The 24,304-nt window shown below is 59.9% G+C and carries 26 protein-coding genes and 2 pseudogenes; 20 read left to right on the forward strand and 8 right to left on the reverse strand.

Annotated elements, in window-relative coordinates; all coding sequences use genetic code 11:
• The 4 genes and pseudogenes from NKJ23_RS28650 to NKJ23_RS28665 form a co-directional block, all read right to left on the reverse strand.
• A pseudogene (locus NKJ23_RS28650) lies at positions 1-143 on the reverse strand (IS1380 family transposase); the annotation flags it as partial.
• A 279-nt stretch (positions 144-422) separates the two neighbouring features.
• Entirely contained in the window at positions 423-563 is a 141-nt protein-coding gene (locus tag NKJ23_RS28655) for a hypothetical protein (protein ID WP_352683927.1), read from the reverse strand.
• A 92-nt stretch (positions 564-655) separates the two neighbouring features.
• Entirely contained in the window at positions 656-784 is a 129-nt protein-coding gene (locus NKJ23_RS28660; protein ID WP_352683929.1) for a hypothetical protein, read from the reverse strand.
• Between the two features lie 32 nt (positions 785-816).
• Positions 817-1,206 carry a hypothetical protein gene (locus NKJ23_RS28665; RefSeq protein ID WP_023722055.1) on the reverse strand — a complete coding sequence of 130 codons (390 nt, stop codon included), beginning with the start codon at positions 1,204-1,206 and terminating at the stop codon, positions 817-819.
• A 603-nt stretch (positions 1,207-1,809) separates the two neighbouring features.
• On the opposite strand from NKJ23_RS28665, the gene queC reads away from it, so the two are divergent.
• From queC to queE, 3 genes are read left to right on the forward strand one after another with little or no spacing between them, the layout of a single operon-like run.
• Positions 1,810-2,508, forward strand: coding sequence for a 7-cyano-7-deazaguanine synthase QueC (gene queC, locus NKJ23_RS28670; RefSeq protein WP_352683931.1), 699 nt, complete (start codon positions 1,810-1,812; stop codon positions 2,506-2,508).
• Positions 2,508-2,864, forward strand: a complete 357-nt coding sequence (queD, locus tag NKJ23_RS28675; RefSeq protein ID WP_023722053.1) for a 6-carboxytetrahydropterin synthase QueD — start codon at positions 2,508-2,510, stop codon at positions 2,862-2,864. Before queC ends, queD begins: the two co-directional genes overlap by 1 nt.
• Positions 2,861-3,595 (forward strand): 7-carboxy-7-deazaguanine synthase QueE, encoded by a 735-nt coding sequence (queE, locus tag NKJ23_RS28680; protein WP_352683932.1) that lies wholly within the window; start codon positions 2,861-2,863, stop codon positions 3,593-3,595. The genes queD and queE overlap by 4 nt, the downstream gene beginning before the upstream one ends.
• A gap of 557 nt (positions 3,596-4,152) precedes the next feature.
• On the opposite strand, the gene hemN is transcribed toward queE, so the two are convergent.
• Positions 4,153-5,502: an oxygen-independent coproporphyrinogen III oxidase gene (gene hemN / locus NKJ23_RS28685; protein WP_352683934.1), complete on the reverse strand. Its 1,350-nt coding sequence runs from the start codon at positions 5,500-5,502 to the stop codon at positions 4,153-4,155.
• Between the two features lie 154 nt (positions 5,503-5,656).
• Between hemN and NKJ23_RS28690 the strand changes: the two genes are divergently transcribed.
• The 11 genes from NKJ23_RS28690 to NKJ23_RS28740 all read left to right on the forward strand — a co-directional run bounded on the left by NKJ23_RS28690 (position 5,657) and on the right by NKJ23_RS28740 (position 18,822).
• Positions 5,657-6,403 (forward strand): Crp/Fnr family transcriptional regulator, encoded by a 747-nt coding sequence (locus NKJ23_RS28690; protein WP_352493084.1) that lies wholly within the window; start codon positions 5,657-5,659, stop codon positions 6,401-6,403.
• Between the two features lie 604 nt (positions 6,404-7,007).
• Positions 7,008-8,639, forward strand: coding sequence for a cytochrome-c oxidase, cbb3-type subunit I (ccoN, locus tag NKJ23_RS28695; protein WP_352593357.1), 1,632 nt, complete (start codon positions 7,008-7,010; stop codon positions 8,637-8,639).
• Positions 8,630-9,361: a cytochrome-c oxidase, cbb3-type subunit II gene (ccoO, locus tag NKJ23_RS28700; protein ID WP_352683936.1), complete on the forward strand. Its 732-nt coding sequence runs from the start codon at positions 8,630-8,632 to the stop codon at positions 9,359-9,361. Before ccoN ends, ccoO begins: the two co-directional genes overlap by 10 nt.
• An 11-nt stretch (positions 9,362-9,372) precedes the next feature.
• The gene (locus tag NKJ23_RS28705; protein WP_023679629.1) at positions 9,373-9,522 is read left to right on the forward strand and encodes a cbb3-type cytochrome c oxidase subunit 3; all 150 of its coding nucleotides are present in this window, start codon (positions 9,373-9,375) and stop codon (positions 9,520-9,522) included.
• A 2-nt stretch (positions 9,523-9,524) separates the two neighbouring features.
• Positions 9,525-10,388: a cytochrome-c oxidase, cbb3-type subunit III gene (ccoP, locus tag NKJ23_RS28710; protein ID WP_352516163.1), complete on the forward strand. Its 864-nt coding sequence runs from the start codon at positions 9,525-9,527 to the stop codon at positions 10,386-10,388.
• A 131-nt stretch (positions 10,389-10,519) separates the two neighbouring features.
• Positions 10,520-12,079, forward strand: a complete 1,560-nt coding sequence (ccoG, locus tag NKJ23_RS28715; protein WP_352593351.1) for a cytochrome c oxidase accessory protein CcoG — start codon at positions 10,520-10,522, stop codon at positions 12,077-12,079.
• The gene (locus NKJ23_RS28720) at positions 12,076-12,573 is read left to right on the forward strand and encodes a FixH family protein (protein ID WP_352496245.1); all 498 of its coding nucleotides are present in this window, start codon (positions 12,076-12,078) and stop codon (positions 12,571-12,573) included. Before ccoG ends, NKJ23_RS28720 begins: the two co-directional genes overlap by 4 nt.
• Positions 12,570-14,858, forward strand: a complete 2,289-nt coding sequence (locus tag NKJ23_RS28725; protein ID WP_352683938.1) for a cation-translocating P-type ATPase — start codon at positions 12,570-12,572, stop codon at positions 14,856-14,858. Before NKJ23_RS28720 ends, NKJ23_RS28725 begins: the two co-directional genes overlap by 4 nt.
• A complete protein-coding gene (ccoS, locus tag NKJ23_RS28730) occupies positions 14,855-15,007 on the forward strand; it encodes a cbb3-type cytochrome oxidase assembly protein CcoS (protein WP_023679633.1) in 153 nt (50 codons plus the stop codon). The genes NKJ23_RS28725 and ccoS overlap by 4 nt, the downstream gene beginning before the upstream one ends.
• A gap of 423 nt (positions 15,008-15,430) precedes the next feature.
• Positions 15,431-16,612, forward strand: a complete 1,182-nt coding sequence (ubiM, locus tag NKJ23_RS28735; protein ID WP_352683968.1) for a 5-demethoxyubiquinol-8 5-hydroxylase UbiM — start codon at positions 15,431-15,433, stop codon at positions 16,610-16,612.
• A gap of 302 nt (positions 16,613-16,914) precedes the next feature.
• Complete coding sequence (locus tag NKJ23_RS28740; RefSeq protein WP_352683940.1) at positions 16,915-18,822, forward strand: putative bifunctional diguanylate cyclase/phosphodiesterase; 1,908 nt, start codon at positions 16,915-16,917, stop codon at positions 18,820-18,822.
• A gap of 95 nt (positions 18,823-18,917) precedes the next feature.
• Here the strand turns inward: NKJ23_RS28740 and NKJ23_RS28745 are convergent, their stop codons facing one another.
• Positions 18,918-19,199 carry a DNA -binding domain-containing protein gene (locus NKJ23_RS28745; protein ID WP_352683942.1) on the reverse strand — a complete coding sequence of 94 codons (282 nt, stop codon included), beginning with the start codon at positions 19,197-19,199 and terminating at the stop codon, positions 18,918-18,920.
• A 116-nt stretch (positions 19,200-19,315) separates the two neighbouring features.
• Here NKJ23_RS28745 and NKJ23_RS28750 point away from each other — a divergent pair, with 116 nt between their 5' ends.
• Complete coding sequence (locus NKJ23_RS28750; protein WP_023722035.1) at positions 19,316-19,567, forward strand: helix-turn-helix domain-containing protein; 252 nt, start codon at positions 19,316-19,318, stop codon at positions 19,565-19,567.
• A 146-nt stretch (positions 19,568-19,713) separates the two neighbouring features.
• Here the strand turns inward: NKJ23_RS28750 and NKJ23_RS28755 are convergent, their stop codons facing one another.
• Entirely contained in the window at positions 19,714-19,971 is a 258-nt protein-coding gene (locus NKJ23_RS28755) for a hypothetical protein (protein ID WP_352683944.1), read from the reverse strand.
• A gap of 125 nt (positions 19,972-20,096) precedes the next feature.
• On the opposite strand from NKJ23_RS28755, the gene NKJ23_RS28760 reads away from it, so the two are divergent.
• Together NKJ23_RS28760 and NKJ23_RS28765 are read left to right on the forward strand one after the other, a co-directional pair.
• Positions 20,097-21,017: a hypothetical protein gene (locus NKJ23_RS28760; RefSeq protein ID WP_352683946.1), complete on the forward strand. Its 921-nt coding sequence runs from the start codon at positions 20,097-20,099 to the stop codon at positions 21,015-21,017.
• Positions 21,018-21,019: 2 nt separating this feature from the next.
• Positions 21,020-21,586, forward strand: a complete 567-nt coding sequence (locus NKJ23_RS28765) for a hypothetical protein (RefSeq protein ID WP_352683948.1) — start codon at positions 21,020-21,022, stop codon at positions 21,584-21,586.
• A 45-nt stretch (positions 21,587-21,631) separates the two neighbouring features.
• Here the strand turns inward: NKJ23_RS28765 and NKJ23_RS28770 are convergent.
• Positions 21,632-22,366, reverse strand: a pseudogene (locus NKJ23_RS28770) (IS1595 family transposase); the annotation flags it as partial.
• Positions 22,367-22,564: 198 nt separating this feature from the next.
• On the opposite strand from NKJ23_RS28770, the gene NKJ23_RS34750 reads away from it, so the two are divergent.
• From NKJ23_RS34750 to NKJ23_RS28780, 3 genes are all read left to right on the forward strand, one after another.
• Positions 22,565-22,714, forward strand: a complete 150-nt coding sequence (locus tag NKJ23_RS34750; RefSeq protein WP_502902584.1) for a sunset domain-containing protein — start codon at positions 22,565-22,567, stop codon at positions 22,712-22,714.
• 427 nt (positions 22,715-23,141) lie between these two features.
• The gene (locus NKJ23_RS28775; protein WP_352683950.1) at positions 23,142-24,104 is read left to right on the forward strand and encodes an ArdC family protein; all 963 of its coding nucleotides are present in this window, start codon (positions 23,142-23,144) and stop codon (positions 24,102-24,104) included.
• A complete protein-coding gene (locus NKJ23_RS28780; protein ID WP_352683952.1) occupies positions 24,101-24,304 on the forward strand; it encodes a hypothetical protein in 204 nt (67 codons plus the stop codon). The genes NKJ23_RS28775 and NKJ23_RS28780 overlap by 4 nt, the downstream gene beginning before the upstream one ends.

Genomic DNA, 24,304 nt, shown 5'->3' on the forward strand with positions numbered 1-24,304 from the left:
CGCTCGGCCACCCGCAACCGCTTTTCCACCTCGGCCAAGGCCAGAACGCCGCTGTTGGACGACAGCATGCCGCCGTCGAAACGGGCGACGACGGACCCGCCGACTGATGACAAACCGCTCAGCGGCAGCGCAAGATCGTTCATGGTGGGTGTGGTCTCCGGGAAATGGTTCGGATCGGCTTAAGCAACCAAATCCTACGTCATTTCAACGATCAGATCCCGAGCAGCCAGCCAGTATTCGACCGTCGCTGGCGCCTCCGCCCACTGAGGCCTTGTGCTTCCTCCAGCGAGTCAAGCCGATCACCATGCGTGTCGCCAGTTCTGGTGCTCACCCACGTGCCATTTGCGATCTTGTGTCGGTGAGAGCACCGCAAGCACCTCCCCTGCTAGAGGGCAAGGCGGCTTGCGTCGCCCGTGTTGTTACTATTCTTCGCTGGGGTGGAGTTTTTTCCTTGGCTTCGGAATCGGGACATTCGGCTTTGCAAAAAATAGGCCATCGTGGTCGATCGTCACGCCCCCGAGTTCGGCGGCACGATGGAACGACAACGGCAGCGCAAGCTCCATTTGCGCGAGGGGCTCGTCCCTTCAACTACTTGATGCATTTGCGCTTTGCGTACCTCCGTGCATGTTGCTCGATGCCAGGCGGAGACCTCTGTCTAAACGATCGCGCATCGATGCAACGCCCACGCGTGGATCGCCATCATCGCGGCGATCGCTTTGCCGCGATCGCCGCAGCCGTTTTCGAGCACGACAACCATGCCGGCGCTGTCGGCAGCGATGCGCATGCAAAAATTCACAGATGCATTCTGGCCAAATGCTAGCTGCCCAGCAAATGTCCGGCATTTCGCAAGGCCCCTAGGAAGAGACTGGCATGGCCGTTGGCATCGATCTTGGCCTGCATCGACAGGGGCATGCTGTGCCAGTTCTCCAAGGGCGCAATGAAATGTGAGAACGTACCGTTGACGATGCAATGGTGGGTAACAAGGCCCTGTCTGTCCAACGCCAGCACGCCGATCTGGTCGCCCTGATATCGGATGGCTGCGACCCGCTGGACCCCCGCATCACCGTCGACCCGCACGTCGAAAAGCAGGATGCCGCGGCTCCTGGTGGCTACCTCGGCGGCCTTTTCAGCGAAGCTTAAGGAGAGCGAGCGGACGCTTTCGACCGCCAGCTGTAAAACCATCAAATCCAGTTCATCCACTGCCATAAGGTACCTGCGCGCAACACATGGGTGATAGCAATCGACCACACCGCTTGTTCACAGATGTCGGCTCACGACCGATCATTCAGGTTGTTGCCGGACGTCCATTGACCGAGGGAGTGCTCCGGTTCGAACCGATCCTGAAGCGGAATGCGCTGGATCTACGGAACCCGAGGAGCAGGCCAGCCAAAGTTGCCGCGACAATTGATGTCGTGATCATTCCAGACATTTGCATCGGCGTCGCTGAACATCCCACTGGTAAGTCCGTTGTTTGCGGCAAGGGGCCGTCTAGTACCTGAAAACCCTCGCGGTGGCGTTCCTCGAAGCTCGGGACCGCCGGGCGCTTGATCGTCGAGAACTTTGTTTACGAAGGTCCGGACCTCCTGCAGAGCATATTCCGGTGCGCTCGCCTTTGAGCATTCCGCTGAAGCGTGACGTTTCGCTAGTCCGTGTTCCTTGCAGGCTCACCGCGAGGGCGCCTTGCACACAGCGGCACGTCAGCGCATGAAACTCGTCCCCCGTTCACTTCACAAAATGGATTTCCTGAAGTACTGGGAGCGCAGAGAAATCTCCGGTCGCAGCCTACCCGGTTAAAACAAGGACCCAACAATGAAGACTCTCGTCGTCTGCTCCGGCGGATTGGACTCCGTCACCCTTGCTCACAAGGTGGCAGCGGAGCACGAACTCGCCGGCCTCTTATCTTTCGATTACGGCCAACGGCATAGGAAGGAATTGGGCTTCGCCGCCCTTTGTGCGGAGCGACTGAGCGTCCCGCACCGCATCATCGACATCCACGAGATCGGCGGCGGCCTTTCCGGCTCCGCGCTGACCGATAATGTGGACGTGCCCGACGGGCACTACGCCGAAGACACGATGAAGGTCACGGTGGTGCCGAACCGGAACGCCATCATGTTGGCCATTGCCTTCGGCTTCGCCGCAGCGCACGACGCTGACGCGGTGGCGACGGCCGTGCATGGTGGGGATCATTTCATTTATCCCGACTGCCGTCCGGCCTTCATCGACGCTTTCCAGATGATGCAGGACCACGCGCTCGACGGCTACGCGGAGATTCGCATTTATGCACCCTATGTGAATCTCACGAAGGCGGACATTGTTAGGAATGGAGCAGCATACGGCACGCCGTTTGCGCAGACCTGGTCCTGCTACAAGGGCGCCGAGCGTCACTGCGGGAGGTGCGGGACCTGTGTCGAGCGGCGCGAGGCGTTTCATCTCTCTGGGCAGCCGGACCCCACCGACTACGAGGACTCCGACTTCTGGCTCGATGCGCTGCGCAGGAGGACCGCGTAATGTTCCGCATCACCAAGGAATTCCACTTCTCAGCCTCGCATCAGCTCACCTCGTTGCCACCCGATCACCAATGCGCGCGCCTGCACGGGCATAACTACATCGTTGAAGTGGAGCTTTCAGCGAATGGACTGAACGACAACGGCTTCGTGCGCGACTATCACGATTTGGCGCCATTCAAACGCTACATCGACGAGAGCTTCGACCACCGACATCTCAATGACGTGCTGGGACATGAGCAAGTCACGGCGGAATATCTGGCCAGACATTTTTATGAATGGTGCAAGGCACGCCTGCGCGAAACCTCGGCCGTGCGGGTGAGCGAAACGCCGAAAACCTGGGCGGAATACCGGCCATGACCGATACGCATCCCGCAATCCGCGTGAGTGAGATTTTCGGGCCGACGATCCAGGGCGAGGGCGTGCTCATCGGTTTGCCGACGGTCTTCGTCAGAACCGGCGGGTGTGACTATCGCTGTTCCTGGTGCGACAGCCTGCATGCGGTGGACAATCAATTCCGCCATGAATGGGAGATGATGTCCATTGGCGCGGTGTGGCAAAACGTGCTTGCGCTTTCCGGTGGCCGCCCGCTGATGGTGTCGCTGTCAGGCGGCAATCCGGCCATCCAGCCGCTCGGCGCGCTCATCGAGCGAGGCCATGGTGAAGGTTATCGTTTTGCGCTGGAAACCCAAGGTTCGGTGGCCAGGGACTGGTTTGCCGACCTTGACGTGCTAGTCCTCAGCCCAAAGCCGCCGTCAAGCCAAATGACGACCGATTGGGCCGCTTTCGAGGCCTGCCTCCAGGCGGCACAAGGCAGGCCGCAAGTCGTGCTCAAGCTCATTGTTTTCGACGAAAGGGACTACGCCTACGCGAAAGACGCCGCTGCGAGATTTCCGCGACTTCCGATCTATCTGCAACCCGGCAATCACACGCCGCCACGCCCCGCAAATGAAGACGGGCCTGTCGACCTTGACGGTATATTGAAGCGCATGGAGTGGCTGGTTGATAGCGTGACCCGCGACAGGTGGTTCGAAGCCCGTGTGCTGCCGCAGCTGCACGTTATGCTCTGGGGTAACAAGAGAGCCGTCTAGCCTAGGCCCGCTTTTCACTGAAACTGCGCCGGCGGATATTCGGGTGGACGGGTTGTCCCACGCTTGACGGCGCTGCCGGGGTGCTTGCGGACTTCTGCCACCGGCACCAGGAGCGTGGCCAGCCGCTTACGACTCGGATTGTTGCCGAGGCTCGGTTTCGACGGGCGTCGGCCTGGCGCGAACCAATCAAAGGTTAGCGCGAGCCACGGGTGGATAGTGTGGTGGTGCGATGCGGCGGCGCCTGCTGCAGCTGGCACGGTCCTTGCGGATTCTTGTTGCAAGGCCGAAGGGAGCTGTCGGCCGACAACCATGATCTGGCCAGGACGATTGTCGACTGCTTCCGATACAGAAAAGAGGCCGGACTCGACGTGGCGCTTCAGGGACTGCGAAATGGAATACGGCGCCGGAAGGCACGACCGGACGATATCGTCGCTATGCCAAGACGCGTCTGGTCCGCTCCGAATCCTGTCTCGACACGACGGTCGCCGATCAACAGTGAAAAATGTAGCGCAATCGGTTCACGATCGACTGAGAACCATGACGTTCCTCTGCGGTGCTCAGACTGCCGCTGAGTGCCTGGCCGTTCCACTTTCGAAATATTTGTCGAACTTTGCCGCGATGCTCCTGACAAAGGGCCGGCTTTCCGCAGGCACGACGAAGCGGTCACCATCAAGTTCAAGCAACCGCGCAGGATCTTGGAGAGCCGTGGAACTCGCCTTGAGGAGAAGTCTTTGGCCGGCTTCGCCAAAGCGCTCCACCAGCTCAATCGCCGAGAAGGCGAAGTCACACATCAATCGCTCGATGATCCAGCCGCGAGCACGGTCGTCGTCGGAAAGCGCGATACCCCGAACAGCGGCCAGCCCGCCGTTCTCGACCATGCGCCCATACTCGGCGGTCGAAGGCATGTTCTGTGCATAGCCTTGCCGAAACTGGCTGATGGACGATGGGCCGAGGCCGATCAATGTCTCGTAGCGGTCCTCGGTGTAGCCTTGGAAGTTCCGGTGCAAAGTCCCGGCGCGGGCCGCAAGCGCCAGGGCATCGCCCGGCTTGGCGAAATGATCGAGCCCGATTGCTTCGTATCGCTGGTCCATGATCGCCCGCGCTGCCAATTGCGATTGGGCAAACCGCTCCGCCGGACCCGGCAACCAGGCCTCGTCGATCATCGTCTGATGTTTCTTGAACCACGGCACATGGGCGTAGCCAAAAAGCGCGATCCGATCCGGTTCCAGGGTCAGTGCCTGTGCAACCGTGGAGGCGACGCTCTCCCTGGTCTGATGCGGCAGGCCGTAGAGCAGATCGAGATTGACGGATTCGACGCCGCGCGAACGAACGCCATCAACAACCGTCTTGGTCTGCAAAAAGCTCTGCTCGCGGTTGATCGCTTTCTGCACCTTCGGGTCGAAATCCTGAACGCCGAGGCTCGCCCTTGTCATGCCGATTTCGGCAAGTGCATCGAGGCGGGCATCGTCCATATCGTTGGGTTCGATCTCAACGCTGATCTTTGCACCGGGGAGAAAGGTGAAGCTGTTGCGCAGGACGGTTCCCAGCGCCACCAGATCTTCCGGTTTGAGCATCGTCGGCGAACCGCCGCCGAAATGGACGGCACGCACGCGGCCCTTGCCTGCGACAAGACTGGAGACGGTGGCGATCTCGGCATCCAGTGAGCGCAGATATGTGGTCACTGGTTCGTAGTGGCGTGTCTGCTTGGTATGGCAAGCGCAGAACCAGCAAAGCTTGTCGCAATACGGGATGTGCAGATAGAGCGAGATCTCATCGCCGTCGTTGAGCGCCTCCAACCAGCCTCGGTAAACGACGGCATCGACCCCCGCATGGAAATGCGGCGCGGTCGGATAACTGGTATAGCGCGGGACGTTCTCGCCAAGTCTGGCAGCTAGCTCCAGTCGCATGTCGTGGTCCACCGTGTTTGCGTCGCCGGAACTGTGGATGCTTGGATGAGCCTAAGCCCTGATTTCGATCAACGTTCAGCACGGACAAACTGCCGCAAGGATTTTTCTACCGTCGATTGCTATCCTGCCCGCACTGGACCGGTAGAGCGATCGAATGACATTACGGCAGGACATTCACAGTTCCGGCATTCCCGTTCTTTGCCTGTCTTGCGAGGCACGGCACCGCGGTGTCTGTGGTGCGCTCGAACCAGACCATTTGGCTCAGCTCGCCAAGACGTCGTCGCGGCACAATATCGAGCCGGGGGTCGAACTGATCGGCGACGCCGAGGCGGTCGACTGTTATTCAAACGTGCTTTCAGGCGTGGTGAAGCTCACGAAGAGCCTTTCGGACGGCCGCCAGCAGATCGTCGGTCTCCAGTTCGCGCCGGATTTTCTGGGACGGCCCTTCAAGATGAAAAGCGCGATCAATGCGGAAGCGGCAACAGCTGTCTCGCTATGCTCGTTTCCGAGAGCGGCCATCGAACGGATGATGAAGGAATCACCGGAATTTGTGCATCGCCTGCTCAAGCAGGCGCTGAACGAACTCGACGAGGCACGCGAATGGATGGTGACTCTGGGGCGCAAGACCGCACCGGAGAAGGTGGCGAGCTTTCTCCTCATGATCGCCCGGAACATCGGTTCCAGTGTTGACCCGGCGGCCAGGTCGGCGTGCTTCGAGCTGCCGATGACGCGTGCCGACATCTCTGATTTCCTTGGAATTACAAACGAGACCGTGAGCCGTCAGCTGACCAGCCTGAGAATGGACGGCGTGATTCGGATCGAGAACAACCGCCGTGTCACCGTGGACAGCATGAGCCGGCTGGAACGGCGCTGCGGCGGCCGAGGCGCAACCGCCCTTTGAATGACACCGAAGCTGCATGGCTTACGTCACTTACTTCGTTCGGGGCAGGGCATGCTCGCGTTGGGCTTAGAAGAAGTCGCATAGCGATAGCCCGCTCTCCATCCGATCGGATGAGCCAGGTGCGTTTCGGCCAACTCGTCGGCGAAGCATCCATCCTCGAGGTGCTCGACGTGCAACCGGCTGTTCCAGGCAGGATCGCACTCGGCCGAAGTCAATACGCCTCATACGCAGGGGAAAATTGCCGTTCCCCCGAATCATGAATGTCACGAAGGCAGCGCAACGCTGGCGCTGGCTGTCCCAAGGCATTGAAACGATCGACGTTCGGCAAGGCATCGGCCTACTTTCCAGCGTCACAGAAGGCGCGCTTCCCACACGCCCGCGATCGCCTCCATACCCGGCCAGACCGGGGACGCCGGGCCTGTCCATAAGCGTGGCGGCCGGTGCTGCGCTTCCACATTCGATCGCCACAGTCTGATCGCACCGAACTCGATGCTGCTCGAAGCAAAATCGTGCGGCTCTGACATGGATCAGGGCGAGCAGGCCACGGCTGCGCAATAAGGCACTGCGGTTTGGCGCCCGCCGGAATCGGAAATCGGGGCTTGCGATGAAATTCGGCACAGAGATCGTCCTTCTAAGCCTGTTTGCGTTTGCGGCCCTGGTGGCTGCCGGCTTCGGCGTAGATGAACCTTTTCGGCGGCATATGTGGGTTTTGTTCTTCGCCGTGGCTGGCTTCACTGCGATTCTGTTGCGCAACACGGAGTTCAAGCCGGCAGTTCCGATCGACCCCGCCGCTTACATGGATGGGCCGATCCGCTACGGTGCCATCGCCACCGTATTCTGGGGCGTCGTCGGCATGCTGGTCGGCGTGGTCATCGCCCTGCAGCTCGCCTACCCGGATCTCAACATCCAGCCCTGGTTCAATTTCGGCCGTTTACGGCCATTGCATACGTCGGGCGTCGTCTTCGCCTTCGGCGGCAATGCGCTGCTCTGCACGTCGCTGTATGTCGTCCAGCGCACCTGCCGCGCTCGGCTGTTCGGCGGCGATCTCGGCTGGTTCGTGTTCTGGGGCTACCAGCTCTTCATCGTCATGGCGGCGACCGGCTACCTGCTCGGCATAACCGAGAGCCGCGAATACGCCGAGCCCGAATGGTATGTGGACCTGTGGCTGACCATTGTCTGGGTCGCCTATCTCATCCTGTTCCTCGGCACGATCCTAAAGCGCAAGGAACCGCACATCTATGTCGCCAACTGGTTCTACCTTGCCTTCATCGTGACCATCGCAATGCTGCATGTGATCAACAACCTGTCGATGCCGGTCTCCTTCCTGGGCTCCAAGAGCTATTCAGCCTTCTCCGGCGTACAGGACGCCCTGACGCAATGGTGGTACGGCCACAATGCCGTCGGCTTCTTCCTCACCGCCGGCTTCCTCGGCATGATGTATTATTTCGTTCCCAAGCAGGCCAACCGACCCGTCTATTCCTACCGGCTGTCGATCATCCACTTCTGGGCTTTGATCTTTCTCTACATCTGGGCCGGTCCGCACCACCTCCACTACACCGCCCTGCCGGACTGGGCCCAGACGCTCGGCATGGTGTTCTCCATCATGCTCTGGATGCCGTCATGGGGTGGCATGATAAACGGCCTGATGACGCTCTCGGGCGCCTGGGACAAGCTGCGCACCGACCCGATCATCCGCATGATGGTCATGGCCATCGCCTTCTACGGAATGTCGACCTTCGAAGGCCCGATGATGTCAATCAAGGCCGTCAACTCGCTCTCGCACTACACCGACTGGACCATCGGTCACGTCCATTCGGGCGCGCTCGGATGGGTCGGCATGATCTCGTTCGGCGCGATCTATTTCATGGTCCCGAAGTTATGGAATCGCGACCGGCTTTATTCGCTGCGGCTCGTCAACTGGCACTTCTGGCTGGCGACGCTTGGGATCGTCGTTTACGCCGCGGTGATGTGGGTCTCCGGCGTCATGCAGGGCCTGATGTGGCGCGAATGCAACGAGCAGGGCTTCCTGGTCTACTCCTTCGCCGAAACCGTCGCCGCCATGCATCCCTACTACATCATGCGTGCCATCGGCGGCGCGATGTATCTGTCGGGCGCCCTCATCATGGCCTGGAACATCGCCATGACCATCCTCGGCTACCAGCGCGAGGAGGATCCGATGCCGCGCTCCATCCCCGCCCTCCAGCCTGTGCGATCAGGAGCCAGAAAATGGTCCTGATGGACAGACACGCGGTCATCGAGAAGAACGCCACACTTCTTCTCCTCGGGTCCCTGCTGGTCGTGACAATCGGCGGCATCGTCGAGATCGCACCGCTCTTCTATCTCGACAACACCATCGAGAAGGTTGAAGGCATGCGCCCTTACTCGCCACTCGAACTGGTGGGGCGCAACATCTATGTGCGCGAGGGCTGCTACCTCTGCCATAGCCAGATGATCCGGCCGTTCCGTGACGAGATCGAGCGCTATGGGCACTACAGCCTGGCGGCCGAGTCGATGTACGACCACCCGTTCCAGTGGGGCTCGAAGCGCACCGGGCCGGATCTCGCCCGGGTCGGCGACCGCTACTCGAACGGATGGCACGTCCAGCATCTCACCGAGCCGCGTTCGGTGGTGCCGGAATCGATCATGCCGAGCTACGCGTTCCTGAAGGACATGCCCATCGAGGTGAAGGATTTCTCGACGCATCTGATCGCCAACAGCCGTGTCGGTGTGCCCTATTCAGACGACATGATCGCTCATGCCAATGCCGATCTCATGGCGCAGGCCGATGCGAATGCCGACACATCGGGCCTGGAGAGACGCTATCCGAAAGCCAAGGTTGGGGACTTCGACGGCGATCCGCAGCAGGTCACCGAAATGGATGCGCTGGTCGCCTATCTCCAGATGCTCGGCACGCTGGTCGATTTCAGGACCTATGACGAAGCCGCCGGTTACCGCTGAGGAGAATGGCGATGACCTACAATTTCATGCGGGAGTTTGCCGACAGCTGGGGCCTGCTTGCCATGGCGCTTTTCTTCCTCGGATGCGTTGCCTTTGCACTTCGTCCCGGCAGCCGCAGGCAAGCCGAGAGAGCCGCTCACATTCCTCTCAAGGACGACTGATCATGGGCAGCGAGCATATCGACGAGGTTTCGGGTATCTCGACGACCGGCCATGAGTGGGACGGCATCAAGGAACTCAACAACCCGCTTCCCCGCTGGTGGGTCATCACCTTCTACATCACCATTGCCTGGGCGATCGGCTACACCGTCGTCTATCCGGCATGGCCGATGCTGACTTCCGCGACCAGGGGTGTGCTGGGGTATTCGAGCCGCAGAGACGTCAAGAATGAACTGGCCGCGGCCGAAGTGGCCAAGGGTAAATTTGTCGCTGCCATTCAGGCGAAGACCGTCTCCGAGATTACTGCCGACGATACGCTACGCGAATTCGCCGTCGCCGCAGGGGGCGCCGCGTTCAAGGTCAATTGCGTGCAGTGCCATGGCTCGGGCGCTCAAGGGTCCAAGGGTTTTCCCAACCTAAACGACGACGATTGGCTGTGGGGTGGCAACGCCGAACAGATCCAGCAGACGATTGCGCACGGCATCCGCTTCGCATCAGACCCGGATACGCGCCTGTCGGAAATGCCTGCTTTTGGCGACATCATCACGACGGATCAGATCAAGCAGGTCGGCGCCTATGTCGCAAGCCTCTCCGATCCTGTTCAGGACACAAGCCTGATCGAACTCGGCGCCAATGTTTTCGCCGAGAATTGTGCGGCCTGTCATGGTGAGAATGCAAAGGGCAACAGGGAGCTCGGCGCCCCCGACCTGACCGACGCGATCTGGCTATACGGGTCTGGCGAAACAGCCATCGCCGCGCAGGTCCGCGCGCCGAAGCACGGCGTCATGCCGGCCTGGATCGGGCGTCTCGGCGAGATCAAGGCCAAGGAACTCGCGGTCTATGTCCATTCGCTTGGTGGCGGAGAATAGGTACGCAGCCTATTCTCGTCCTCCCCCCCACCGCCAAGCGACGAGGCCCGGCGCGAGCCGGGCCTCGGCATCATCCAGAAACCGATGGGTCGGGCTTCCGGCGAAATCGTCGCTGGTGACTGGAGCTTCTCGTGCTCGATAACACGCAAATAGAACGGCTCGAAGCCGATGCGGTCAACTCCGCCAAGACCCGCGAGCCGCTCTATGCCGCACGCAAGAAGATCTTCCCGAACCGGGCCTCTGGCAGTTTCCGCCGCTTCAAGTGGTCGGTGATGGCAATCACGCTGGGGATCTACTACCTGACGCCCTGGCTGCGGTGGGATCGCGGGCCATTTGCCCCGGACCAGGCCGTGCTGGTCGATCTTGCCAACCGCCGCTTCTATTTCTTCTTCATCGAGATCTGGCCGCAGGAATTCTTTTATGTGGCCGGCCTGCTGGTCATGGCCGGTATCGGCCTTTTCCTGATCACATCCACCGTCGGCCGGGCCTGGTGCGGCTATACGTGCCCGCAGACCGTGTGGGTCGATCTGTTTCTGGTCGTCGAGCGAGCCATCGAGGGCGACCGCAACGCGCGCATGAAGCTCGATGCCGGGCCCTGGACGGCGCGCAAACTCGTGCTGCGAACATCGAAACACGCCATCTGGCTGGTCATAGGCGCGGCGAGCGGCGGCGCCTGGATCTTCTATTTCGCCTATGCGCCGACCTTGCTCGTCGAACTCTTCACCGGCACGGCAGCGCCTGTCGCCTACATCACCGTCGCTGTGCTCACAGCGACGACCTATACGTTCGGCGGGCTGATGCGCGAGCAGGTCTGCACCTATATGTGCCCATGGCCGCGCATCCAGGCGGCCATGCTCGACGAGAATTCCCTCACCGTCACCTATAATGACTGGCGCGGCGAACCGCGCTCGCGTCACGCCAAGAGGGTCCTTGCCGCCGGGCAGCCCGTCGGCGACTGCGTCGACTGCAATGGCTGTGTCGCGGTGTGCCCGATGGGGATCGACATTCGTGATGGCCAGCAGCTTGAATGCATCACCTGCGCGCTCTGCATCGATACCTGTGACGGTATCATGGACAAGCTCGGCAGGGAGCGCGGACTGATTTCCTATGCGACGCTGGCCGACTACAACGCCAACATGATGCTGGCGACCCCGGGCGGCTCCGGTTCAGTCAACCCGTCACTGGTCAGGAGCGCTGACGGCCTGTTCTCCGACAAGGTGGCCCGTTTCCATATCCGCAAGATCTTTCGCCCGCGCACCTTCATCTATATGGGCGCCTGGTCGGCGGTCGGTCTCGCGCTGCTATATTCGCTGCTGACCCGCGAACGGCTCGAATTGAATGTCCTGCACGATCGAAACCCGCAGTTCGTGACGCTGTCCGACGGTTCGATCCGCAACGGCTACACCGTCAAGCTGCTCAACATGATCCCCGAACCAAGAACGATCATTGTCACGATGCAGGGCCTGCATGGAGCCGAAATGAGCGTTGTCGGCATCGACCTGCCGGCGGATCGCTCCTTCGCCATCCCGGTCGAACCTGACCGGCTGAAGATGCTCAAGGTTTTCGTGCGTCAGCCGGCAGATCAGGTTCGGGGTGCAGCGCAAAGCTTCAAGTTCCGGGTCGAAAACAAGGCAACGTTCGAGTCGGACGAATACACGGCCACTTTCAACGCACCGGAGATCGCCAGATGACCGACACCTCGCGACAATCCCGCGAATTCACCGGCAGGCATATGCTGTTCACCATCCTTGGCTTCTTCGGCGTGGTCATAGCGGTCAATCTGACGATGGCGACGCTCGCCAACACGAGCTGGACCGGCCTTGTCGTCGAAAACACCTATGTGGCGAGCCAGCAGTTCAACAAAAAGGCCGAGCAAGGGCGAGCTCAGGCAGCCCTCGGCTGGACTGGCAAACTGACCATCGCAGGCGGTGAGGTCCGCTACAGCCTCACCGATGCTGTCGGCAAGCCGGTTGCCTTGCATGGCGTCAAGGTGCTGTTCCGTCATCCCGCCTACGAGGCCGAGGACAAATCCGTCACTCTTGAGGCTGCCTCCGGTCAGATATTCGCCGCGCACCACATGCCCACGGATGGCGTCTGGATCGTCGAAATCGACGCCGATGCGAGCCTTGCGGAACCCTATCGCGACGTTCGCCGGATCATGATTTCCCACGGGGCGCTGCAATGAGCTGCTGCGCGCCAGGCGCCGAAATGGCATTGGACCTGGAAAAGGTCACACTGGTCCTGCCTTCTGGCCAGGAAATCAGACTGGCGAGCCGCTCGATTGGCGAAAATCTTCGCCAGACCGACCTCTCGGTGCCGGCTGTGCATTGTGCCGCCTGCATCCAGACGATCGAGACGGCGATCGGCAAGCTGGATCGCGTCGAAGGCGCTCGTGTCAATCTTTCGACGAAACGTATTTCGGTCCGGTGGCGCGGCGAGGAGGTTCCGCCATTCGTCGCCACACTTGGACGGCTGGGCTATGGCGCGCACCTGTTCGATCCCGAGGCTGACGGGAGGGACAAGACGCTCTCGGAACTGATCCGCGCCGTCGCGGTCGCCGGCTTTGCGGCGGGCAACATCATGCTGCTATCAGTCTCCGTCTGGGCCGGCGCGCAGGGCGCGACCCGCGACCTGTTCCATTGGGTCTCGGCCTTGATTGCCATTCCTGCGCTCGCTTTCGCCGGCGGCATCTATTTTCGATCGGCCTGGAATGCGCTGCGCCACAGCCGCATGAACATGGACGTGCCGATCGCGGTCGGGGTATCGCTCGCTTACGCCATGAGCCTCTACGAGACGATCAACCATGGCGACCATGCTTATTTCGAGGCGTCGGTGTCGCTGCTGTTCTTTCTGCTGATCGGCCGCACGCTGGATCACGTGATGCGGGAACGGGCACGGAGGGCCGTGAACGGACTGGCTCGGCTGGCGGCGCGCGGCGCCATGGTGCTGCGCGAGGATGGTTCGCGCGACTACTTGCCGGTTGGCGAGATCGAACCAGGAATGGAGCTCTTGATCGCGGCCGGCGAGAGGGTGCCCATCGACGGCAGGATCATTGGCGGGGCGTCGGATCTCGACTGTTCCCTGGTTTCCGGGGAAAGCACGCCCAGAACGGTGGGCCCGGGGGCGCAGGTCCAGGCCGGTACTCTCAATCTCACCGGTCCACTGACCATCGAGGCGACGGCCGCCGCGAAGGATTCCTTCCTGGCCGAAATGGTTCGGCTGATGGAAGCGGCAGAGGGCGGCCGCGCCCGCCATCGCAGGATCGCCGATCGCGTCTCCGCGCTCTACGCCCCCGTGGTCCACCTCACCGCCTTTGTGACGTTCCTCGGCTGGATGGCGGCGACCGGCGACTGGCACCGGGCAATAACAATCGCGATCGCCGTTTTGATCATCACATGCCCGTGTGCGCTCGGTCTCGCCGTGCCGATCGTGCAGGTGGTCGCTGCGCGGCGGCTGTTTGAAAGCGGCGTCATGGTCAGGGACGGCTCCGCCATGGAGCGCCTGGCCGGGATCGACACGGCATTGTTCGACAAAACCGGCACGCTTACGCTCGGACTGCCCAGGCTGATCAATGCGCCGTCCATCGATCCGACGATGCTCGCCATGGCGGCCGAGATGGCAGCGCATTCCCGCCATCCCTTTTCGAAGGCAATCGCTGGCAATGCAGCCTTTGCCGGCCAGCCGAAACTCGCGTCCGTCAGGGAGCATCCGGGCTTCGGCATCGAAGCCATCGCCGAGGGCAGTACCTGGCGGCTGGGTCGCCGCGGATGGGCTGAGTGGAAAGCCCGGACCGGCGGCGAAGGCAAACAAGGCTATGGCGGAACCGTTCTGACGAAGGACGGGGTCATTGTCGCGACTTTCGATTTCGAGGATGAGCTGCGTGCCGATGCCAAGGCGACCCTCGAACTCTTGAACAGCGCCGGCGTGTCGGTGGAGGTGCTGTCGGGCGACACAGAAGCTGCCTGTGTCGAAGTCGCGGAAGCACTGGGCGTCGAGCGCTTCGTTCCCGCGTTGCTTCCCTCCGGGAAGGTCGAACACATCGAAGCATTGACGCGAACTGGCCACAAGGTGCTGATGGTCGGCGATGGGCTCAACGACACGCCTGCATTGGGCGCCGCACACGTTTCGATCGCTCCGGCCACGGCGGCGGATATCGGTCGCAACGCCGCGGATTTCGTGTTCCTGCGTAAAAGTCTTCTGGCGGTCCCACTTGCTTTAGACATTTCGCGGAAGGCCGGACGGCTGATCCGGCAGAACATCGCCATCGCGATCGTTTACAATGGCATCGCCGTGCCGGTCGCCATTCTGGGGCACGTTACGCCACTGATCGCGGCGGTCGCGATGTCCGCCTCGTCCCTCCTGGTCATCGGCAATGCGCTACGTCTGCAAGGTTTCGTGTCAAATGCATCGGTGCAAGATACCCGACATGACAGGCGCTCGGACATTGGCGCACTGGCACAATCCTCATGACGACGCTCGCCTACCTCATACCTGTGGCCCTGTTCCTCGGAGCGCTTGGGCTGGCGGGGTTCCTGTGGGCCTTGAGGAGCGGCCAATATGAAGATCTCGATGGCGCCGCCGAGCGGATCCTGATCGACCGCGACGAGCCACGCAGTTGACCCAGCCTGCCCTGCGAGGACTCGCTCGAATATTTTCCGCGGTTGCTTCGCGTCATGCCGATTTCGGCGCGCGACGGGTGCGAATGGATCAGCCAGAATACGTTGCCGAACTTTCGGCCAGGAAAGGGCCGCACCGAACGGGAAGCCGGCCATTCCATGATGACCTGACCAGACCATGGTGTGGCGGTCGACCAGTCGACCGTGAACCCGCCGTTGCCGCGTTTATCGAGCCTGGTTGATCCACATCAGGGTTATCTCTTCATAGGCATGGTTTCATTGAGCATTTTTGAACGGAGAACGGATGTCTAACGGACGGTTAGGTCGCGTGGAGACGCTTGGGGAGATGAGCCGCAAACCGTGGATCGATTGCGATGCGTTCCAGTGCCCTTCGTCGCAGATAGCCGACGCAATGGCGGCACGCTGATGGCCGGCTCTGTCGATAGATTCGACGTTATTGTGGTCGGAGCCGGGCCGGTCGGACTTTCCTTCGCCGCATCGCTTGCCCAGAGCCGACTCAAGGTGGCAGTGGTTGAACGGCAGTCGCTCGAAAGCCTGGCGAATCCGGCTTTCGACGGTCGCGAGATCGCGCTGACCCACGCATCGGTTGGAATCCTTCGCGAGCTCGGCGCCTGGGATGCCATCCCCGCTTCGGACAAATCACCGCTACAAGGCGCGCGCGTGCTCAACGGATCGAGCCCTTTCGCCCTGAGCTTCGATTCTCCCAGCGGATCTGGGGAACCACTCGGAATTCTGGTCCCAAATTGTCGGATCCGCGACGCCCTGTTCAAGCTTGTCCACTTCCAGGATCATGCCCAGCTGCTGTGCGGCCGCTCGGTCGTCAATGCAACAACCAGCCACAAAGAAGCAGTCATAACGCTCTCTGATGGCAGGCAATTGGCCGCTCGGCTGCTCGTTGCAGCGGATTCGCGTTTGTCCGCGACGCGCGACCTGCTCAGCATTGGCGCCGACATCAATCGGCTTGGCAACTCCATGCTGATTTGCCGAGTGAGGCACGAGCGCGCCCATCACCAGATCGCGGTCGAATGGTTCGATCACCATCAGACGATAGCGATGTTGCCGCTCATGGAAGGCGTGTCGTCGCTGCTTCTCACGTTGCGCTCAAGCGAGGCCGACAGACTGCTTGCTCTCGACGACGATTTGTTCCTCATGGAATCGACGAGCCGGTGTCGAGGACGCTTCGGAGAGATGACCTTGGCAAGCACCCGCCATGCCTATCCGCTGGTCACGACCTGGGCGCACAAGTTCTGGGCTCCGAGTGCGGCACTGATCGGCGATGCTGCCCTCGGCATGCACCCGGTGACCGCGCATGGCTTCAACATCGGCCTCAGTGGCCAGAAGCAACTCGCCGATAGAATCCTGGCGGCATGTCGCGAGCGCCGCGACATTGCTGATCCCGACATGCTCGGCAGATACGAAAGCCGGCTGCGTCTGTCGGCGGCACCGCTCTATCATGCTACGAATGCACTTGTCGCTCTCTACTCAGGCGAGCACCCGGCGGCACGGCTTGCAAGACATGCAGGGCTTCGCTTTGCCCAATATCTTCCCTTTATCCGCCATGGCATTTCGGCCATGCTCAGGCGGTGAATCGCAGGCAGCGCTGCCGCTCTGGACGCTATCTCGGCCCGGCTTCCTTTTGTCTCGCCGGGCGCGTTGATGCCGTTGGTAGGGCTGCTTCCATGGTGACGTTGCCGATCCTGGGATGATTCGGATCAAGGCACGCGTGCGGGCAAGAGCTCGATGGTCAGACGGCAAGGCCAAGAGGCAGACGTGCGCCCCGAAGACATGGTGAGCACACTGGTTATCCCCGCTGGATAGTTAACCCGTCCTTCAGTGGGCCTGCGTAGGCTTGTCCTCGCGAACAACGATGGGAGCAAGCTGGTCCGTCCATGGCCCCGAAGAATGAAGACACGCTGGAGGCCAAAATCCGTCAGGATCAGCTTGCTGACCTGAGGGCCGGCCTCTTCGTGTCGATGCCGATAAGCGCTATCCTGTCAGGCCTGATTTGGGCGGTGCACGCCCTTTCTGGCAGCGGCTTTGCAGCTGCAATCTGGTTCCTGGTCGTCAATGCGATAAATGCCGCCCGCCTTGCACTCGCGCGTTATCAGCTAAAGGAAACGGGGCGCCATGACGGATTAGTGGGGGTTTTGCCGCGGCTTCGCTGGTTTGGCATCCTTGCTCTTCTGGCAGGGTTTGCCTGGTCCTTCCTGGCCGTCCTGACTGTTGGATACACGACACCTCAAGCACCGCTGCATCTGGTCATTCTGGCGGGCATTTCAGCTGGTGCGGTTACATACGGCAGTTCGTATGCCGCGGCGGCGATCAACTTCATCACACCTCCGCTCCTCATCACGGTGGCTTGCCTTTTGGCGAAAGGCAATTTTGAAGACTACATTCTGGCTTTTACCGTTCTGCTCTTCATGGGCGGCTTGGTTCGAGCTTCGTTTGTTGGGCAAGCACGGTTCCGCGAAGCGAGCCGCCTGAGGCATGAGGCCGAGCGGCTTGCGGCGGAGATGAAGGCCAGTTCCAGGCAGGACCACCTGACGGCCCTTCTCAACAGGCGTGGCCTCGAAGACGCTATCGGACGGTTCGAGACCGCGGATGGCCCCTTCGTGGCAATGCTGGTTGACCTGGACGGGTTCAAATCCGTCAACGATACCTACGGTCACAGGACCGGTGATGAACTGCTTGTCAGGATCGCCCGCCGCATAGAGGAGGAAGCACCGGAAGGCTCAACGCTCGCTCGTATCGGCGGCGATGAATTCGTGCTGTTTTTTCCCTCAACGAGGGTTTCGCTTTCTGCCAATGATCTCGCCTCCAATATTATAGCAAAAATTGCCCGCCCCTATCGGGAGGTCGCGTCCGTCCGGGTCGGGGCATCAATAGGAATATACCTGGCGGAAAGCCCGGGCCTGACCGAAATGTTGTTGCGGGCGGATATCGCCCTTTACACGGCCAAGCGTCGTGGCAGGAACGAATTTTGCCTGTTCGATGCCGAACTCGACAGGGAACTGCAACGCCGCCAGTCCGTCGAACGGGACCTTCATTCGGCGATAAAGACGAGAAGCTTGCAACCTTGGTTCCAGCCGATCGTGAAACTCGACACCGAGGCCGTGGTCGGTTTTGAAGCCTTGCTGAGGTGGTCCCATCCGACTCATGGTGCCATCTCTCCACCCGAAATCATCACAGCTGCACGCGAAACCGGAATGCTTCAGCTGCTGACGCAAACCGTCTTCGCCGACTGTTGTGCTTTTATCGACGGCTTGGTGAAAGCTGACTGTCGTGATTTCCGTGTGGCGATGAATGTTTCGCCGCGCGAACTGGAAGCCGGCGATATCGACGACATGGTTTTGGATGGTCTGGCGGCAAAAGGCCTCCCTGCAACGATGTTCGAAATCGAGATTACCGAAGAATCCCCGGTGGACCCGGACAGAGTGGATGAAAAGCTCGGACGGCTTTCACATGCGGGCATTTCCATCGCGCTCGATGACTTCGGCACCGGCTTTTCTACGTTGGCATCGCTCAAGGACAGTCGGATACGCAAGGTCAAAATAGACCAGGGCTTCATTCGCGGCTTGGCCAAGTCCCGAGAGGACCGACTGCTTGTCAAATCGGTCATCGATCTCGGTAACATGCTCGGGATCGAGGTCATGGCCGAGGGCGTCGAAACAGAGGCGGATCGGCAAACCCTGCACAAGCTTGGCTGCCGAACCGCTCAAGGCTACCTGTTCTCCAAGGCTGTGCCTCTGAGCCAAGCACTGGAAATGGCAGTCAAACAGCACGCGAAGCAGTTGTGACCGCTCCCGCCGCGCCGTCTCTCGCGGCCGTGCGCTCATGAGTGACGGGTATCTGAACTTCCTTGTTTGAAGAGCATGACAATCCGTGCTGTGCGTCAGCCGGCGAACAGTTCCTTGTAGCCGGTCGTCACCATCCAGTTCGCCCGGTCGATATGGCTGCGAAGAGCCTTGCGGGCGCGGACCGGTTCAAGGGCCGGGTCGATGCCCAGAATGAGATCGGCCATCTCCTCTTCGCTGGCATTGTCGGCGCAGGCATCCAGGATCCGCAGGTAGATCGTGAAATGCTGCCTATCGTAGGCCGTCAGGTTCTCCGACCAGGGGACTTCGTCGCACAGAGTTGAGCTTCGAGTCTCATCTGTTCCCCTTGATCGATTCATGCCTGTTGCGAGCCTCGGCTGTTGAGCGCTGGATGCAACGCAGCATATCCCAAAATGGGATAATCCGAAACCGGGATTAGTCGCTGATCCGGTCTTTACCCGACCGGTTCGCCTACATGCCCAAATCTCTTCGATCGCCCCGCCACCAGCGGTTTCTGGCCCAGCTGGTTTCCCTGCGCAAGGCCAAAGGCCTGACTCAGGCGCAGGTGGCCGAGAAGCTTGATCGGCCCCAATCCTTCGTGGCCAAGTACGAGGGTGGAGAGCGGCGTCTCGACGTTATCGAGTTTCTCGACTTAACTGCAGCGCTTGACGCTGATCCGTGCGAGATTCTGTCCAGCCTGCGGGCTAACGGGCGCCTCCGCGTCTAACGGCTCGCGCCGGTACCGTGAACCGAGCGCGCTTTTCTTCGGCAAGCTGCCATTCCGCTGCGGATGGGTCTTTACCAGGCCATGCCGATATTAGGATGATAATCCTAATTATATACGTGACAAAGTATGGGCGATTCGGTAAGGTTTTAGAGCGTGGAGGCCGGATTCAGCAGACAAGTGGAAAAATGCGAAAACGCCGATTTGGCACTGGAAATGCGTTTTGGATATTTCTTAACGGATTCTTCCGGTTTGATACGACTTCCCCGGTTGGCTCGGGGAAGAAGGTCCGACGAAAAGCGCTTCAATGAGACCGTGCAGCGGATGCTGAAGACGCCGCCGAAGAGGATGCAGAAGCCGCGCGAAGTAGACCCTTCCAAAGCCAACGCGACGAAATCAGGGAACAACAGTCCTCCGCGCAAACGGACAGATGGACTCTGATCAGTTTTGAGTAGATATAGCCCCTATCAATACGGGGAGGGGCGATCTCTTGTTCTTGGAGAAATTTTCAAGATTCTTTCGACAGTATGATATGACATTCGCGCCGCGCCACAGCGGTGCAGCCTTCCTGCCTCTGCACGGGGAAGGGAAAACCCCGAGCATAAAAAAGGCGCTTGACGCCTACATCGACTCTGAAAAGGCGTTGGATGTACAAGCAAATGGCGACATCGTGGAAATCATTGAGACGGCCTATGATCGGGCAGCTAAGACTTTGGCGCTGCTAATCCACCGCGCAAGCCCAAGCGCGTCTGACCCAGCCTATCGTAAAAAGGCGAGGGCTGCGGCCGGAAAAAAGCCACTGACTAAGTTTACGATTCGAAATACCGTTCGCAATAAGGGCGAGGAGCCGTCTGTTTCCGCCCATCTCGTTATACGAGAAAAAAACGTAAAACTGGGAAAATATCGAGCCGTTTTGGAGGAGATACCTGGTATCAACATGGCCGTGGTCAGGCAGATAATGGCCAAAGCGCTTTTTGACTATACCTTCGAATTTGCCAAAAAAGGCAAGCAAGAGACCACATACACTACCGTCAAAGCTGAAGGATTGAAATCAGAGACGATGGAGTCGGCCCTCAAGAAAGGAGAAATCGACTACGTGACGCTGGTTCGTCAAGCTAAGCCCGATTTTGTGGACGCCCATGGTATTTTTGTCCCGCGAACTGAGACTATGATGCTGAAGGTTACTCAACAAATTACGCCGGTAAATTTCAAGGGACTGATGTCAGCGCTTTTTACCAAGGCGAAAGCAGCCGGTTGGGAGCAATTCAATATCGATATTTCTCTCGACGATAAGCGGACGAAAACTGTCAAGCTTGATAAAGAACAAGATGCAAAAGAATTGCTTTTCGTTCGTTCGGAACAGGTGGCTTTTGATAAAGAGCTAAGTCAATGCGCGCCGAGCCTTAGTCAGCCAATTGTAATTAAGGCAACAGCGCTTGCGTCAAAGGCCTAGCAATGAACTTCCTGTTTTACCCATTGAAATACCTTCTTTTGGTGAACGAAGATGGGAAACGACTTTGGGCTCGTAACGCAATTGCGCTGGTGGTGCTCGCGACACTGCTGAGTGTCCCATTCATCTGTTTCTCCGGAAATTATTTTGGTGAGAGGGGCTTTCTAGACCGATTTGGGGCTTTTTGCGGGGTGCTCACTGGGTTTTACATCGCCGCACTTGTCGGTATCGCCAGTTTTAGCGGCAGCCTGTCGAGCCTTGATGATGAAATTTACGAAGGGAAAATATTGCAATCGGCGGGATCCAAAGATGGGCTGACGCGGCGTGAATATGTCAGTGCGATTTTTGGCTACTTGTCTTTCATGTCGTTCCTTCTCTCAGTTGTCGCAATACTGTTTGTGGTATCCGCTGACGCTGCCCAGAAAATATTTCCTTGGTGGGTGTCAGTTGTCGCTATAGTCTCTTTCAATATTTGCGTTGCTCACATGATGGTCACGACCAGCCATGGGCTCTATTACTTGATAGAGAGACTCTACTATCAAGAGCCAAAACTGATAGACAAAGACGATTAGATGTTCCGGCGTTTTAGGTGGCGCAACATTGCGCGCACCTTCTGCTTAGGCGATACCGGCTTCACCGATCCGCCGATAGGTAAGGCGCTTGCCTTCGATCATGGCAAGCAACTGGTCGTGGCGTTCGGTGCCTGTCACCTTAAGCGCCGGTGCGGCGATTGTAGCGGAAATCGAACTCGGCAAGGTAGCGGTGCAAGTGAGCTTCGCCGCAATGCTCATAGACGGCAACCATGCCGAGCTTGAACACAGAGAACACGCCTTCGATCGTATTAGAGTGAATTGTCTCGGCGCCTTCGTAGCGAACGTATTCGCCAGCGGAATGATTGGTCGTCTTGTGGGAGGCGTATTCCTGCCGGTCACGGTGTAGAGCTTGGACTAGTCGGTATAGCGCGTCGAATTACCGTCGGCATTGCGCACCAGGATATCGCGCACAACGGCCTTGGTGGCGTGCTGGACGTGAAACCATGCGAGCTTTGCCGCCACGCCCGACAAGGCCGATATCGGTGCGCTTCGGCTTCATCTTGCGCTTCAAGCGCGGCTGGCCCTTGCGCTGCGGCGAAAGGTAATCGCGGTCGACGCGTCCAATGTAGGTTCGTCGGCTTCTACGGTTTTGCCTTTGCCACCGAGCGGCCCAGCAGACTTCACGTCTTCCGCCATGGCTTCACGGATGCGATGAGCCATGAACCACGCGGTCTTGTAGGTGACGCCAAGCATACGATGCAGCTGGTGCGCGGACATGCCTTTCTTTGACGAAGCCATGAGGAACGTCGCCAGAAGCCAGGGTAAGGATGCGTCGTTCATTCAATGGTTCGGAACCGGACCGGAATTAGACCCGACTTGTAGACTCCAGGCTGCAAACGTCGCATTCTCTCTTCGGAGGGAAGGGCGTGGACAACCATCGCTATCAAGACAACTCCTGGCTGGCTTTCTTGACCTTCGAATCGACCCTGCCGCTCTCGGCGCAACATCAAAGCCAATATAAGCTACAAAACGGGCGAGCGCGTCTATCATGATCCCGGACAGGAATATTACTGGGACACGCGCCTCAACCTGTTGAAAGGCGAGCGCTGGTTTTGTTCGGAGGAAGCCGCGCGCACGGCGGGGATGTCATCGAGTTTCTCGACGTAACAGCGGCGCTTGACGATGATCCGTGCGAAAAATCTGTCCAGCCTGCCGTCCTGGCGGGCGCCCGCGCGCCTGACGACGCGCACCAGGTGCTCGTGAACCGAGCCCGCTTTTCTTCGGCAAGCTTAGGCGGTCTCGGCCATTCGGCTTCGCCCCTTGGCGTGGGCAGCCCTTCGGGCTGAGACGGCCGCCGTCCTTGCGGGCGGCGCGGTTTGTCTGTTGGCCTTTCCCGGTGGCGCGAGGTGGGCGGCACTCCCCTCTAGGCCCGCCGCGGCAGCCCGCAACCCTTCGCGTGCCGCTCAGGGTCCTCCTCTTCGTTCCGGTCCTTCGGATGCGGTCCGCCTACCACGGCGGGCCTTTCCGGTCGCGACTCGCCGCCCACCCCGCTTCCGGGGAAAGCCGCGGCGATTGGCGAGCGGAGGATGAGACGATGCATGCAAACAGCAAGCGTACCCCCAGCGGAGAGGCTGGCGCAGGCAAGGGCGGGCGCCCCGGCGCCAGCCTTTATCAGGAGATCACGGACCGCATCATTGCCGAGCTGGAGCGCGGCACCGTGCCATGGGTCAAGCCATGGGGCAGCGCAAAGGCAGGCCTTGGCCTGCCGAGGAATGCATCCTCTGGGCGCACCTATTCCGGCATCAATATCCTCATCCTGTGGGGCGCGGTCATCGAGCGCAGCTATCCCAGCCAGAACTGGCTCACCTTCCGGCAGGCGCTCGTCCTTGGCGGCAATGTCAGGAAGGGCGAGCGCGGCACGACCATCGTGCATGCCGACCGCTTTGTCCCCAAGGACGAGAAGGAGCGCGCACGCCACGAGGGCGATGAACCACAGGCCGTGCCTTTTTTGAAGCGCTTCACCGTCTTCAATGTCGCGCAGTGCGATAATCTTCCGGAACACCTCCACGCCGCCGCCGAGCCGCTGCCTCAGTGCGAGATCGTGCCGCAGGCCGAGACGCTCATTCGCGCCAGCGGTGCGGATTTCAGGTTCGGCGGCGATCGCGCTTTCTACATGCCGGGCAGCGACCACATTCAGGTGCCGCCGCAGCCGGCGTTCCATCACCAGATCGACTATTACCGGACCTGCTTTCACGAGCTTGGCCACTGGACCGGCCACCCGACGCGGCTTGCTCGCGACCTCTCCGGCTCGTTCGGCTCCAAGGCTTACGCGCGTGAAGAATTGGTCGCCGAAATCACTGCCGCCTTCGTCTGCAGCAATCTCGGTATCGAGCCGACCGTGCGTCATGCCGATTACATCGGCTCATGGCTGAAGGTGCTGCGCGAGGACAACCGCGCGATCTTCCGTGCCGCCAGTCTTGCCTCCAAGGCCGCCGATTTCCTGTTTGGCTTTAAGGACGATGCCAAAAGCGAGGCGCAGGAAGGGATTGCGGCATGACGATGCGCGATCCTCAACTGACCGCGACCGAGCCGACGCCGCAAGGCGAGCAGATGCTCATTCCCGGTGGCCGGCGGATCACCACGCGCGATCGGCTCACCCTCCTGATGGACGCGCCGATGTCTCCGCGCGCGGCGCAAAAGCCGCTCGATATCGGCCTCTTCGATGAAGCCAGCAGAAATCAACTCGACCTGTTCTGA

Origin of the sequence: Mesorhizobium sp. M0184 (assembly GCF_040322215.1) — a bacterium.
GTDB lineage: Bacteria > Pseudomonadota > Alphaproteobacteria > Rhizobiales > Rhizobiaceae > Mesorhizobium.